Annotated in this window: 19 protein-coding genes; 14 read left to right on the top strand and 5 right to left on the bottom strand. The window is 38.7% G+C overall.

From position 1 onward, the window contains the following. The coding region (locus L652_RS0104365) for a DASS family sodium-coupled anion symporter (RefSeq protein ID WP_024596164.1) at positions 1 to 777 on the bottom strand (777 nt) is incomplete at its 3' end. Positions 778 to 1061: 284 nt separating this feature from the next. Here L652_RS0104365 and L652_RS0104360 point away from each other — a divergent pair. The 14 genes from L652_RS0104360 to L652_RS0104295 all read left to right on the top strand — a co-directional run bounded on the left by L652_RS0104360 (position 1062) and on the right by L652_RS0104295 (position 10035). Further along, complete coding sequence (locus L652_RS0104360) at positions 1062 to 1901, top strand: DUF417 family protein (protein ID WP_024596163.1); 840 nt, start codon at positions 1062 to 1064, stop codon at positions 1899 to 1901. Between the two features lie 10 nt (positions 1902 to 1911). After that, positions 1912 to 2163, top strand: coding sequence for a Rho-binding antiterminator (locus L652_RS0104355; protein ID WP_024596162.1), 252 nt, complete (start codon positions 1912 to 1914; stop codon positions 2161 to 2163). 235 nt (positions 2164 to 2398) lie between these two features. After that, positions 2399 to 2719 carry a hypothetical protein gene (locus L652_RS0104350; protein WP_024596161.1) on the top strand — a complete coding sequence of 107 codons (321 nt, stop codon included), beginning with the start codon at positions 2399 to 2401 and terminating at the stop codon, positions 2717 to 2719. Positions 2720 to 2830: 111 nt separating this feature from the next. After that, on the top strand, positions 2831 to 3229 hold the full coding sequence (locus L652_RS0104345; protein WP_024593234.1) for a hypothetical protein: 399 nt from the start codon (positions 2831 to 2833) through the stop codon (positions 3227 to 3229). 78 nt (positions 3230 to 3307) lie between these two features. Further along, complete coding sequence (locus L652_RS0104340) at positions 3308 to 3730, top strand: hypothetical protein (protein WP_024596160.1); 423 nt, start codon at positions 3308 to 3310, stop codon at positions 3728 to 3730. 317 nt (positions 3731 to 4047) lie between these two features. Beyond that, positions 4048 to 4632, top strand: coding sequence for a GNAT family protein (locus L652_RS0104335; RefSeq protein WP_024596159.1), 585 nt, complete (start codon positions 4048 to 4050; stop codon positions 4630 to 4632). 188 nt (positions 4633 to 4820) lie between these two features. Further along, positions 4821 to 5282 (top strand): DUF2846 domain-containing protein, encoded by a 462-nt coding sequence (locus L652_RS0104330; protein ID WP_024596158.1) that lies wholly within the window; start codon positions 4821 to 4823, stop codon positions 5280 to 5282. 296 nt (positions 5283 to 5578) lie between these two features. After that, positions 5579 to 5911, top strand: a complete 333-nt coding sequence (locus tag L652_RS0104325) for a hypothetical protein (protein WP_029753257.1) — start codon at positions 5579 to 5581, stop codon at positions 5909 to 5911. Between the two features lie 123 nt (positions 5912 to 6034). Next, entirely contained in the window at positions 6035 to 6547 is a 513-nt protein-coding gene (locus tag L652_RS0104320; protein ID WP_024596157.1) for a hypothetical protein, read from the top strand. 171 nt (positions 6548 to 6718) lie between these two features. Further along, positions 6719 to 6943: a ribosomal protein L7/L12 gene (locus L652_RS0104315; protein ID WP_007378552.1), complete on the top strand. Its 225-nt coding sequence runs from the start codon at positions 6719 to 6721 to the stop codon at positions 6941 to 6943. 367 nt (positions 6944 to 7310) lie between these two features. After that, complete coding sequence (locus tag L652_RS0104310; RefSeq protein ID WP_024596156.1) at positions 7311 to 8849, top strand: glucan biosynthesis protein; 1539 nt, start codon at positions 7311 to 7313, stop codon at positions 8847 to 8849. Positions 8850 to 9084: 235 nt separating this feature from the next. Next, positions 9085 to 9447, top strand: coding sequence for a 2OG-Fe(II) oxygenase (locus L652_RS0104305; RefSeq protein WP_024596155.1), 363 nt, complete (start codon positions 9085 to 9087; stop codon positions 9445 to 9447). Next, on the top strand, positions 9441 to 9689 hold the full coding sequence (locus L652_RS1000000124480; RefSeq protein ID WP_076914914.1) for a DUF1272 domain-containing protein: 249 nt from the start codon (positions 9441 to 9443) through the stop codon (positions 9687 to 9689). Before L652_RS0104305 ends, L652_RS1000000124480 begins: the two co-directional genes overlap by 7 nt. 43 nt (positions 9690 to 9732) lie before the next feature. Then, complete coding sequence (locus tag L652_RS0104295) at positions 9733 to 10035, top strand: hypothetical protein (RefSeq protein ID WP_024596154.1); 303 nt, start codon at positions 9733 to 9735, stop codon at positions 10033 to 10035. A gap of 127 nt (positions 10036 to 10162) precedes the next feature. Here the strand turns inward: L652_RS0104295 and L652_RS0104290 are convergent, their stop codons facing one another. The 4 genes from L652_RS0104290 to L652_RS0104275 all read right to left on the bottom strand — a co-directional run. Then, positions 10163 to 11446 carry an allantoate amidohydrolase gene (locus L652_RS0104290; RefSeq protein WP_024596153.1) on the bottom strand — a complete coding sequence of 428 codons (1284 nt, stop codon included), beginning with the start codon at positions 11444 to 11446 and terminating at the stop codon, positions 10163 to 10165. Positions 11447 to 11460: 14 nt separating this feature from the next. Continuing rightward, positions 11461 to 12690 (bottom strand): alanine--glyoxylate aminotransferase family protein, encoded by a 1230-nt coding sequence (locus L652_RS0104285; RefSeq protein ID WP_024596152.1) that lies wholly within the window; start codon positions 12688 to 12690, stop codon positions 11461 to 11463. Positions 12691 to 12693: 3 nt separating this feature from the next. Continuing rightward, positions 12694 to 13518, bottom strand: a complete 825-nt coding sequence (locus tag L652_RS0104280; RefSeq protein ID WP_024596151.1) for a sulfite exporter TauE/SafE family protein — start codon at positions 13516 to 13518, stop codon at positions 12694 to 12696. After that, the coding region (locus L652_RS0104275) for a gamma-glutamyltransferase (protein ID WP_029753256.1) at positions 13506 to 13819 on the bottom strand (314 nt) is incomplete at its 5' end. The genes L652_RS0104280 and L652_RS0104275, both read right to left, overlap by 13 nt.

Genomic DNA, 13819 nt, shown 5'->3' with positions numbered 1-13819 from the left:
GTCGGGCGTACTTTTAACTTCAGGTGGGTAAATGGCATAAACAACCAAAGGCACAAGGGCAATACATAGCAAACCAGGAACAAGCGCTGCCAGCGCCCACGTACCCCAAGTAATACTAATATTTGCACCAGTAGCATCTGCAATAAGCTTTACAATTAGAGGGTTAGGAGCCGTGGCGGTAATAAACATAGCTGATGTAATAGGGTTTATATGGTAGCTAACTAAAGCAAGGTAGTGCCCAATTTTACGAGAGGTGCCTTCCTCAGGAGACGAGCCAAAGCTTGTTGCTATCGACTTCATAATTGGGTGAATAATAGCGCCGCCTCGCGCGGTATTACTTGGCGTCACAGGCGCTATAACAAGTTCAGACAGCGCGAGGGCATAGCCAATACCAATAGTTTTTTTACCAAAAAAAGAAATAAAATTATAGCCAATACGATTTCCCAAACCGGTTTTAGCTAAACCCCGAGAAATAATAATAGCAATACCAATCAACCAAATTAATGAGTTAGAAAAGCCACTTAATGCATCTTTAATAGCGCCAGATGGGCTGTCATTAGTTACGCCGGTTAACGCAACAGAAGTAATAGCTAAAATAGCAATGGCGCCGATAGGCATTGCTTTACCAATAATGGCAACTACAGTACCAATAAATAAAGCGAGCAAATGCCATGCGTTTTCGGTAACACCTTGCGGAGGCGGTACAGCAAACCAAAGTAGTAAAACAATGGCTATAGAAATCAGTCCAGAGGTAACTCGAATATCAGTACCCTTCATTAAAAATGTCCCTAAGTTTTAGAAATGCATGCATTCTGTTTATTGAAAAGGCGACGTTATTCTACTTCATTTAATAATAAAAAAGATGACGCACATCATATGAATATTAGACTTATTTAATTTTATTAATAAAGAGGAAATAAACTATAAACTAAAGTGATTGATTACATTACCCGATAAGAGCTTACAGTGTGCTTAATTAACTCTGATTTTTAAGAGTTAGCTTGAATTGTTTTATAGGTTCGTAAGGTCTTTATAAACCTCAACGAATACTTGGAAATACAATGAACTTAAAACTAACCAATAACGTGATTACTTTTTTATTAACGAGTAGCTTTTTACTACTTGGCTTGTCGTTTGCGTTAGGAGCAAACCCTAATACGTTAACGGCTACGTTTAGTTATTATGGCGTTGATTCGCTAATGTCTGTATCTGCGTTAGGTTTAATTAGTGGCTCATTTATGATTGCCTTAGCGTTTGCCACCGTGCTCGCTCGCCTTAAACTAATGAAACCTACACCAGCACTTTTACTTGCAGCAATTATAAGTTTAGTAGCATTACTTACCTTGTTTGCCAGTAACCGTTGGATGGCGCAACTTGGTGGCTTTCCAATCATTGGTAGCGGGCAGGGCATAATTAAATACTTCGCTGTAGTGCCTTTGTATTTGTTTTTGTTTTATAAAGACAAACTTACCGACAAACAACACGTACTATTAAACTTTATACCTGTTGCTATGGTTTTATTATGGATTGGCGGCATGAAGTTTTATGAGTTTGAAGCAAAAGGCATTGTAAGTTTAGTAGAAACCTCACCGTTTATGTCGTGGTTATACACGGTATTTAGCGTACAAGGCGCGTCTAACGTGATTGGCGGGTTTGATGTATTATTTGCTGTGTTATTGGGATTAGGGCTATTTTTAAATAATAAAAAGCTAATTATTGTAAGTGGCTTAGCGTGTTTAAGCGTATTTATGATGACCCAAACATTCTTAATTACCGCAACCGGTGCATTTAGTTCATCCACTTTATTGGATCGTTTAGGGCAATTTGTAATTAAAGATTTGTGGTATATAGGCAACCTTGTTGTTATTGCTTTTTTAATGATTTTTAAGCCGACTAAATAAAGAGAGCGTTATGATCAGTTGCAACCAATACGACTACATCGAAATTGCTTGTATGCACCATTTAAGCATTAAGCTTATATTAAAAAATGGTGATGGTGTATGCGGGATAGCAACTGACACAAAACGCAATGCTAATAGAGACGAATGCATAGTTGTTAATGTAAATAGCGAGTTGAAACTCATTGTGCTAACTACAATCAGCGTACTTAAAGCGCATGAGAAAAACCCATACTTTGACCATGTGAATTTTGAAGTAAAGTAAATGCCTCACTCATTCGTTTTTATCATAAATAAAGCTCTATTTTTGTTTTGTCCAATAACATTATTAAACACCGTTTTGGTGAAAAATTACAAAGGGTTTTTTGTAACATATTTAATTACTTGTTTACACTGAAGTTGTTTAGTGGAATTATTGAACACTGTAATATACGCCGTTTTGGGGTGCTATAAATCCCCAAAGTGGTGCTCAATAAGCTGTTAGGTGTTTAAGGATAAGCATGAAAAAGTATCTACCTTTAATCATATTAATAATCTCTGGTTGTGTTGGTATGAAAACTTATAAAGGTGTCATAGTCCAATATAGCGATGTAAGCAAAAACTCTGATGGGACGTATTCAATTGAGGTTCTTGGTCATACCGATCTTAATGAAACAGATATGGTCGAATTGGTAGAGCTCAAAGGAAAAGAGTTATGCAAATCTAGTGATATATACGTAAAAAAATATAAAATGGGTACTTATGGCTCGCATAGTCAGTTTGGTTCTGTCTACCCACCAAAGATTAACGCAACAATTGACTGTAGTGTAAACAATGCATAACAGGCTGTTAAACAAGGATAAAAATAGTTGGCTTTGTTCCTTTGTTGCTAATTTAACTAACTATTTTCTGCCTGTTAACAGGCTCTTTATATAACTACGTGAGGAGAGATGATGAACAAGGAAACTATAGGGAAATACGTCGCAGTTCTGGGATTATTGCTTTTCTGGGCACCTCTTTGGGGAATTGTTGATTCGTATTTAATTATGTCCTCTTCATTTCAAGAGATAACGCTGTTTGGAAGTAATGAACCTAAAATATCACAAGAAGAAATGTCATCAACAGCTTTGTCTACAGTAACAGGGTTCATCTTATTTTTAGTTGCACTTTGCTTTTTAACATTTTCCGTTGTGGGCTTAAACTATCGAACTAAGTGGCTTTTTTGGGCACTAATAATATATTCAACATTGTTACTCTTCATGTTCCCTGTTGGTACAGTGTTAGGAGTAACTGTGCTGGCAGCGCTAGTTTTGAACAGGGAAAAATTTGGACTTGACGGTGACCTCACATAACAAAGCCATTAACCGGATTTGTGCAAGAGCGCCACAAATCGGTTATGGTAGGCGTTAGCTTTCTAAGAAGGTTTCGAGTTGAGAACAATATTTAGCTTTATTTTAGCCTCTTTAATTGTTGCATTTTTAGCGCCAATGGCAATTGAAAGGAAATTTACTATTATGCCTTTTGGTATATTTATTTGGACGTTAATAGTTGTTCTAATTTTGGTTCCAGTAACAGCATTTCCCATTTATAAATTTATCACTAAAAGCTGTGGTTATTCGCTAAATACAGTGCTCAAATCTTCAGTTATATCTACTTGCTTAGTTTCTTTCTTTTTTGTTTTCCCTTCAGGTTTAGATAGCTCAATCATTAATGGTAAGGTATTGGTCGAAAATGGTTCAATTACGTTAATAGGTTATGGATATAGCTTTTTACAATTATTTTTATTTTCTATAGTAGGCCTTGTTGCTGGTATTGTATTTTACGTTTCAAAAATAGAGTTAAACAAAAGCTAAAGAGTTAGGATGAGATTCATTCTAGCTTTTACATAAATAATAAATTAAAGCAGCGGGTTAAGTGGGTTTTATAAAAATAAATCACGCAAAAAGCTGAGCTGAAATGAAAGAAAGAGTAAAAAGACACTCACACTAAATTATCCAGTAATACCCTCCAAAACATCAATTAAAACAACACCTAGTCCTCTTATTATATTCCACGTGAAGTGAAGTAACCGATTGAACCAAAATAGGAACTCAGCTATGGTTTGTTTATCAATAAAAAATTAAAAAACGAGTTAATCTACAGGCTTGTTATATTTCACGGAGGATTTAGGTTGTCATTTCCAACTTTAGAGACAAATCGCTTAAGGTTAGATCAATTATCAAAAGAAGATTCAAATAGTTTGTTTGAGTTGTTCTCGGACAATTCAGTTGTAGAATATTATGATTTAGAGGCGTTTACTGAACTGTCACAAGCCAGCCATTTAATTGAGTTTTTTAACGCTCGTTTTAAAGAAAACTCAGGTATTCGTTGGGCTATTCGCCTAAAAGAAACAGATCAACTTATAGGTACTTGCGGCTTTAATACTTGGAGTCCTAAAATGAAAAATGCTGTTATTGGATATGATTTACTACCTAAATATTGGGGTAAGGGTTTTTCCACTGAAGCAGTTCATCGAATAGTTAAAGCCGCATTTTCAGGTGACTTATCTTGCGGTAAACTTAATCGTATTCAAGGCGATACTGTTCTTGGAAACTCTGCATCTGAGTCACTCCTTTTAAAAGTTGGGTTCAAAGAGGAAGGTATAAGGCGTCAAAGTGGTTACTGGAAAAATCAGTTTCACGATCTTAAATGCTTTGGGTTAATTCAGTCCGAGTACTCTGAAATACGGCAAGTTAGGATAATAACAAACAGTTAGCATACTAAATTTCCAGTAATACCTTCCAAAACGTCAATTAAAACAACACCTAGTCCTCTTTTTATATTCCACGTGAAATGCAATAACGATTGAACCAAAATAGGAACTCAGCTATGGTTTGTTTATCAAAAAAAATAAAAAACGAGTTAATCTACAGGCTCGTTATAATTCAAATCTGATAGGTGTTTATGCGTTATATATATTTTTTCTTACTATTATTTTTAAGTGGTTGTGCTTCAGCCCCAAGAGATGCTTTAACTTTTGACCAGGTACAGCTACCTCAACCAAATGAAGAGCAAAGTGTTTTAGTATTCCATAGGTTGTTAACCCCACCAGCGGCATCAGATATGCGTGTAAGTATAAATGATAAAAAAATTGTAGCACTACCAAACAATACTTTCTCTTACATAAAATTACCTGCGGGTAATTACGATTTAAAAATTAGCTGGAGCCCACTCACAGGAGTGTGGAGTAATACAAAACAGCTAATAATTGCACCTAATCAAACTAAATATTTACAATTAAATAGCAGTGTTTATACGGCAATGGGTGTTGAACTAGGTTCGAGTAAACATGATCAGTCTAACAAAGAGGCCGCAGAGACCTTGTTAAGAGAGTGCTGTAAATATGTACAAGCTACTGAACTCTAATAGTTGCTTAAACGGACTTCTAATAGTTAGTTTTTTGTTCGTACCTAGCTTATTGTAACCAGCTATTTTACGCTGTTTAATTGAGGCGTTGAGATTGTAGAATTACTCTTTTTATGAAAACAGCCTGTTTAATGGGTAATACATTTATTACACATTGCTTTAAAATGCTTAGAGTTAATTAAAGAAACTAATTAATTGAATTTGGCTATAGAAGTTATTCTACAGCCTCGTTGTATTGCTAAAGGATTATCGTGAAATGCTCTAGGATTGTACTCTTTTCAGTAGGCTTGTATTTATTGCCAGTTGCTTTATCAACAATAGCAACAAAGATTGTTGGCTTTGATGAAATGACTCAAAGTACCTCATTAACTTTTACTTATTACGTCCTCGGATTTGTAACCTCTTTAATCGTTTATTGTTACCTAGGCTATAAGCAAACAGTGAGTCCGTATAAACAAGCCTTTTTAGTTGCGGCGGTTTATTGGTTTATTGATCTAAGTGTCGGTGCCTTACTATACATTTTATTAGAAATATCAATGGATCCTCTGATATATTTAATTTCAGCTTTGCTGCATGTTATTGCTGTTTTATTAGGTACATTACTTGGTATTCAATTACGTCGAAAATAGTTGAGCGTAAATAAACAAATCGTAAAGCAGAGCAAAAACAGCTGGTTTTTGCTTTTTCGCCCTAACCTTAGATAACAACCTTACGGCCTATTTATTCGGCATAAGTAAAAAAGGAATTTAAATTTGCTATTCGATTGGTTTAGCTCTGAAAAGCCAAATGTTTATTTGGGATCGTTAGCTGTAGCTAATAACAGCCATTTTTCTAAGGTAGAGTCGTTTTTTTATATAACGGGCGATTCACTACAAGATCATATGCACAAGAAGCTTGAAGATATTTTTTGTCTTCACAGTATTTCGTCTATTAAAGAGCCTAAAAAGTCAGATATTGGTTTAGATGTTGTTATAGTTACTTTGCATGGTGGTGATGCATTCACTATAGATTTTGATACAGCTATTATTCCGCTATTTTGGCGACCAAAAGTTAAGTTAGTATCGCGCTTGTATAATATTAAACACAATAAGACGATTAAAACGTTCAGCGTTTCTAAATCTGTTACGTGGCGCGAATTCATAGCTAAAAAATTTAGCTTAAGAGGCTTTTTTCGTTGGGGTCCTTTGTACCATAACGAAGACATGGAAATACTGTTGTATAAAGCATGCTACGAGTTATTAAATAAAATGCGAAAGGCTATTTAACCAGTAGCCAATAAGAATAATTAAAATAAGATAAAATAAAAATACATTTTGCTCTTGGTGAACATTATTACAAACAAAAGAGGAACTCAGCTATGGTTTGTTTATCAATAAAAATAAATAAAAAACGAGTTAACCTACAGGCTCATTATTTTTCGAACATCGAGGATATTTATGGAAATTGAATATATTTGGGGTGTTTTAGCGGTTATTGCAGTTTTATTTATATTAATATTTGGTAACTCAATACCTAAGCATGGCAGCGTAACCGAAGGTGATGTTATTGTTGCTTTAAAATCAGGTCATAAAGTTAGAGCAATAAAATATTATAGATCTGTTCATGGTGTAAGTTTGAAAGAAGCTAAAGATGCTATTGAAAAATTAACTTCAAAAACATAAAAACATGCCCTGAAGTGAGGGCCAAATAAAACTCAGCCATTAATTGCAAGTTTTAAAAGGGGTGAGCCTCTTCGTTTTCCACCACCTAAATACAACCCTTATCCATTTGAATACCAGCGATCTAATAATAAATTGGGCTATCCCACTTATTTTCACTTCAGCGATATCATCAAACGCGCGCGAATCCCTTAAAACCAATTCTCGTAAAAACAAATTAATTATGGGAGGTTCTGTAGTCAAATAACGATACTTTAGTAAACGCTAGTTCATATTACGTCACGTAATATCCATACAGAACTTTAAGTTAAACATACGCTCGTGCAGCATTCCCATTTTTATTTGACTCAATTTATTGGATATTCTTTTTATGAAGTTAAAGTTATTTATCGCAATTATTTTTAGCACTTCGATGTCGTCTTACGCGACAGAAGCAGTAGATAAAACGGAGTTTTCATTCGAAGACTTAAAAGCGCTGGCAAAAGCCTCAGCCGAAAAGCCCTATACGCCAACTAAGGTGCCAGCGCCGGAGTTAATCGATAAAATTACGTATGACGAACACTGGAAAATACGCTTTAAAGAAGATGAAACCTTATACCCAAGTGGAAAAAAGGCGCCCGTACAATTATTTTACCCTGGCCGATATTTTCCTGAGCCAGTAAGTATTTACATCAGAGATGATAAAAATCAGGTTCAAAATGTACCTTTTAGTAATGACGTTTTTGATATGCCCGATAATAGCCCAGCTCACGATCTCCCAGAAGGGTTTGGATTTGCAGGCTTTAGAATAATGCGCCCAGATATGAAACCCGATTGGATATCTTTTTTAGGCGCGTCTTATTTTCGTACCGACGGCCCAGAGGGGCAATATGGACTCTCGGCCCGAGGTATCGCGATTAATACGGGCATGAATCAGCCAGAAGAATTTCCGCGTTTTTCTGCATTTTGGATTGGCCCCGCAGAGAAAAAAGGTGAAAGTGTGTCTGTTTGGGCATTGCTTGAAGGGCCTTCTATCACTGGTGCTTATCGATTTGGTTTAAGTAAAGATAACAAAGAAGCCAAAGGCCATATTACCTCTGTAACGGCTAATTTGTATATGCGCGCCGATGTTGAACGCTTAGGCGTAGCACCGTTAACCAGTATGTATTGGTACTCACAAAAAGATAAAACAGAAGCTAAAGATTGGCGCCCAGAAATTCACGATAGCGATGGCCTTGCGATTCACACAGGATCGGGTCAATACGTTTGGCGCCCATTAAATAATCCTCAGTCGGTGTCAACCAATAGCTTTATTGATGAGAACCCAAAAGGGTTTGGTTTAATCCAAAGAGATCGTGACTTTAATAACTACCAAGACGACGGCGTATTTTACAATAAGCGTTCATCAGCGTGGATTAAACCTACTGGCGATTGGGGCAAAGGCGCAGTTCAGTTAATCGAAATTCCTACAAAAGATGAAACGTTCGACAATATTGTTGCCTACTGGGTGCCCGAAAAAGAGGCGCGCAAAGGCGACGAGTTTACCTTTTCTTATGATATTGAATGGCGTCCACTCGATCCAAAATCAAAAACGCTTGCAAGCGTTGTAAATACTCGCCAAGGCTTAGGCGGAATTCCCGGCCAGCCTATTCCTGAAGGCGTTAACAAGATGGTGATTGATTTTGAAGGTCCAGTATTTAAAGGCTTAGATAACAAAAGTGGTATAAAGCCGATTGTTGAAGCCAGCAACGGTGAAATATTAGAACCTATTGGAGTTTATCCGGTAGTTGGTACAAACCAATGGCGATTAGCGTTTGACTACAAACAAGCTAACAACAATCCGGTGAACATACGCGCGTATTTAGTTGATAAAAATGATGAAGCTATAACTGAAACATGGGTAAGTGATGCAAAGGTAACGATTAAATAAGACCTTAAATAAGCATTAAAGTAAAACGGGTGGCTATATTTTGATTTTCTGTCAATTATAGCCACCATAATGTCTATTAAAACGCCAATCAAAACACCATTAAAACTCCCTTTTATATCCCACGTAAAATACAGTAATCGATTGAATCAAAATATGAACTCGGCTATGGTTTGTTTATCAATAAATATAAAAAAACGAGTTAACCTGCAGCTTATTAGCTGTTTCGAGGGATTGTATGTTTTTTTTGAGTAAATTATTTTGTTGGGAGCGAGGCCGACAAAAATCAGGCTACGATAAAATGTTGATTTGTGGTGCTACGTGGCCAATTAAATTTGATACATATTTGCTTAAATTCCCACAAGGAAGTGAAATAGCACCACACACAGACAAAGTTGAATCTGGTAAACACTATCGGTTGAATATAGTGCTTAAAAAAGCAGATTTGGGTGGTGAGTTTATTTGTAGTAATTCGATATTTGAAACAAAGCGGGTTAAGCTATTCCGCCCTGATGTAAGTGAGCATCAGGTATCAAAAGTTATAAAAGGTAATAGATATTTACTCAGCATTGGGTGGATAAAAGGGAGCGCTAAATGCTAGATTTAAGACCTAATTGTGAATGTTGTGATAAGAATCTACCTGCAAAGTCCACAGAGGCTTTTATTTGTTCATTTGAATGCACATTTTGTTCTGGCTGTGCTCAAACGTTATTAAATAACGTGTGCCCAAACTGCTCAGGTAATTTGGTTCAGCGGCCAATTCGCCCTTTGGCTGCACTAAAAAATTACCCAGCATTGACTAAACGGGTATTAAAAGAAAGTGCTTGTTCGCCAAACACATAAAAACATAAAGTATAATAATTACATTTCTGGGTATGGAGATCTGATGAGAAAATCCTTTGAATTTACTGTTAAGTCAATCAAAGTTAAAATAATTAACACTTGGTTTAGTGGTGCTAAATTATATGTGAATGGTGACTTACGAGATACTGACAAAACTTTGTTAGCTATTAGAAATAATACTTTACTATCTGCAAATTTAGGTGAGTTGGGTGTTCTAGAAATCAAGCCATTATCGGGTTTAATTACCGTCGAAATGGATGCATATTTGGTTAATGGTACAAACATTCAACATGTATATAGCTCACATAAACGCCTTAGCCTAAAAGAGCAAAGGGCAGCCCGATAAAGCTACTTTAAATAACGTATATTCCTGCATTTACCTGCCTTCAGTAATAACCTCCAAATGACTTTGAGGAGGTTTAAGCCCCTAAGCATACCAAGTTAATATACTTGGTTTACTCGATTACCTTAAATCACTCACACTCTTTCACATAAAGTAAAAGCGCGCTGTACATTACACTGAGTGCCTTTGTTACATCGCCGTCTATAACCGCTTCTGCTGGGTGATGGCTTATACCGCCAGGGCTGCGTATAAACAACATGCCAACGGGGCAAATTGGAGCGATTGCCATTGCATCGTGCCCTGCGCCTGAGGCAAGTGAAGGCGATGCTTGGTTATTGAGTTTACATGCGCTTGAAAACAAATGCTGAATAGTGGTGTCGCACGCAACGGCATCGGCGGCATGCGTCCATTGCCAATCAAGCGTTAAATTGCGTTTGCTTGCTATAGATTGAGCGCTGTTTTGTATGACGCTTAGTAAGTTAGCGAGATCGGTGTCGCTTTGTGCGCGTGCGTCTAGGCTTATGGTTGTTTTGCCTGCAATCACGTTTGTAGCCCCAGGGCGAGACTGTATTTGCCCTACGGTGGCAACTTCGCCATTTTTAGCATTACTTGCTAGTTTTTCAATTTCGGTTACTAATTCAGCGCAGCCTGCTAGTGAATCCTGCCTCAAGTTCATTGGGGTTGTACCCGCATGACCGCTTTGGCCTGTTAGGGTAAGCATGGCGCGCTTTGCTCCTGCGATTGCAGTTACAACGCCTAACGCCTGATTAACCGATTCGAGTACAGGACCTTGTTCAATATGAGTTTCCCAGTAACCTAGTAATTCGTTTTTGTTTAGTGCGGCCTTTGCATAGTCGTTGGGGTTTAAACCAAAGTCGAGCATGCCTTGGCGCATAGTTATGCCGTTTGTGTCTTCAATGTTTAGCCACTGTGGGTCAAATTCGTTAGCGAGGGCTTTTGAGCCAATTAAAGTTGTGGCAAAGCGGGTGCCTTCTTCATCGCAAAAGCCCACTACATCTAAATGGAAGGGCAGGTCGAGCTTTAACTTATGTGCAAGCGCTGCAATTTCTATCCCCAGTAGTACACCTAAAATACCATCAAACGCACCTGCGTTTGGTACGGTGTCGAGGTGCGATCCTATAATTAAACGTTTAGCATGTGGGTTTGATGATTTTAGTCGCCCCCAAAGGTTGCCCACTTCGTCTTGCCACGATTGCATGCCTGCCTCAACCATCCACGATGCAGTAACGGCGTTACACTCTTTGTGCTCTTTTGATAAGTACACGCGGTGAATACCGCCTTGCATTTGCGATAGTGCGCTGAGGGTTTTACAGCGAGATAAAGCGCGTGTTGCGTATTCATCAGCAAGTTCTTTGTCTAATAAAGGGCTGTGTTGTGGGCTTACAATCGTCATGCTAAATCCTTTTTTTATTTATAGTGAGCAAGGGCGGCAATGGCGGCTTCGCCTTTAGGGCCTTTGTAACCGTTGGCATGTAAGCAGGCATCTAGGCTTGCCAATGTTTGTAATACGGCATCTTTACGGGCGTTGTAACCCATGGTGCCAATACGCCAAATTTTGCCATGCAGCGGGCCAAACGAGGTGCCAATTTCTATTCCAAAATCGGTTAGCATTTGCCCGCGTACGTGATCGGCATTAATGCCCTCGGGTATATACACACCCAGTACGTTGTTCATTTTATGCGTTAAATCGCCAAATACATTTAAGCCCAGTGCTTGAATGCCTGTTAGCATGGCATCGCCATGTAATTTGTGGCGCGCTACGCAGTTATCCACGCCTTCTTCAATAACAATGCGGGCGCATTCTGAGGCGCAATACAGCATGCTGGTGGCTTCGGTATGATGATTAAGGCGCTCTTCCCCCCAGTAATTCATGATCATACCTAAATCAAAGTAGTTTGAGCGTACAAAGGGCTCGGTGCCGTCGGTATGCTCCGCTGTACGAATACCCGCCTCTACTTTTTTACGTTTTTGGATCCAATCAGCGCATTTGTCGCTCAGTGTTAATGGCGCTGATCCAGAAGGTCCGCCTAAACACTTTTGCAGACCAACAGAAAGTGCATCGAGTTTCCATTCATCGGCAGGAAGTTCGTTACCCACAATGGAGGCGGTAGCATCACAATAAAATAGTACATCGTGCTTTTGGCAAATATCGCCAATATGCTCAAGAGGTTGGTTCATGGTGGTGGATGTATCGCCTTGTACCATAGCAAGTACATGGGGTTTTACATCAACAATGGCTTTTTCGATTTGTTCTGGCGTAAACACTTCGCCCCACGGTACTTCTATTGTGTGCACCTTTGCGCCAACGCGTTCTGCTATTTCAGCAAGTAGGTGGCCAAAGCGCCCCATAATTGGCACAAGGACTTTATCGCCTGGGCGTAAAATTGAGCATAATACGGCTTCAATCCCTGCGCGCGATGTGCCATCTATTAGCATGGTCCATTCGTTTTTGGTTTTAAAAATTTCGCGGTAACGTGCCATGGTTTCGTTCATAAAACCGGTCATTACTGGGTCGTATTGGCCTATAAGCTGCGCCGACATAGCACGTAAAACACGAGGGTCGGCATTAATTGGGCCTGGTCCCATTAATAAACGCTGTGGTGGGTTTAAGGTTTGAACTTGCGTGTTATTAAACATATTTTAGGCTCCCAGAGTCTGAATAAGCATGCGTATGCCGGTTATCATTAAGACAACGGCAAAGGCGCGTTTTAGTTGTTTTTGATCCAGCTTGCTACCAATTTTTACGCCAATAGGCGCAAATAAAATAGTCAACGGAATAATAAGAAAAAAGGCAGGGAGGTTAACCAACCCCCACGTACCTAGGGGAGCATCGGTTGGCGTTGTGCTAATACTTAATAAGGTAATAACGCCTGGTAGTGCAATCAATAAACCAAAAACGGCCGCAGTACCTACTGCAACATGGGCGCGTACATTAAATGCGTTTAGCATAGGTACGCCAATAGTGCCGCCACCTATGCCAATCATTACCGACAAACCACCTACAATACTTGCCATAACCCCTTGACCAAATTTTCCTGGCAGTTGTTTTACAAGCGCGGGTGCGCCGGCTCTAAATAGCATGTTTAAACTGACTAAAATAGCAATACAGGCAAACATAAGTACCAGTGCATTACCGCGTATTGAGTGCGCTAAGTAGCTGCCTACAACGGCCATAACTAAAATAAATGGTGCCCAGTATTTTATTAGCGCAAGGTCAATATTCCCTTTGCTATGATGCGAGCGAATAGATGAAAGCGAAGTAGGTACTATGGTTGCAAGTGATGTAGCGGTGGCTATCATCATTGCCGACTCTGGGCTTACGCCAAAACCTTGCAGTAAAAAATACAGCACAGGGACGATAACAATACCGCCGCCTACACCAAAAAGTCCTGCTAAAATACCGGCAAAAATACCGGTTGCTATTAAGGCTACTATAATTGGCCATTGATTTATTATTTCTGACATTGTGTTCCTGCTGTAGTTACTGTTGCACGTCCATCTGAACGAGGATCTGTTGCAGCTTCAAGGCTTGTAGGTGTATCTAAAATAGCCCCAGCGTGCCCCATCATTTCGTTATTATTATCAACGCTTACCCAATCGTGGTCACGTTGATTTAATTCATGTTCTATATGAAAAACTAACTCTTTTTCAATTTTTAAATTTGTACTCGTATCGCCCCATGTTCGTCCAAGTAACCAACGAGGGTCGCTAATTGCTTGTTTTATAGATTTATTTCGCCACGCGTAGCCTGCAAAAACAGCGGCTT

The sequence above is a fragment of the Pseudoalteromonas sp. TB25 genome, assembly GCF_000497995.1.
Taxonomy (GTDB): domain Bacteria; phylum Pseudomonadota; class Gammaproteobacteria; order Enterobacterales; family Alteromonadaceae; genus Pseudoalteromonas; species Pseudoalteromonas distincta.
This window is presented reverse-complemented; position numbering and strand designations above follow the sequence as displayed.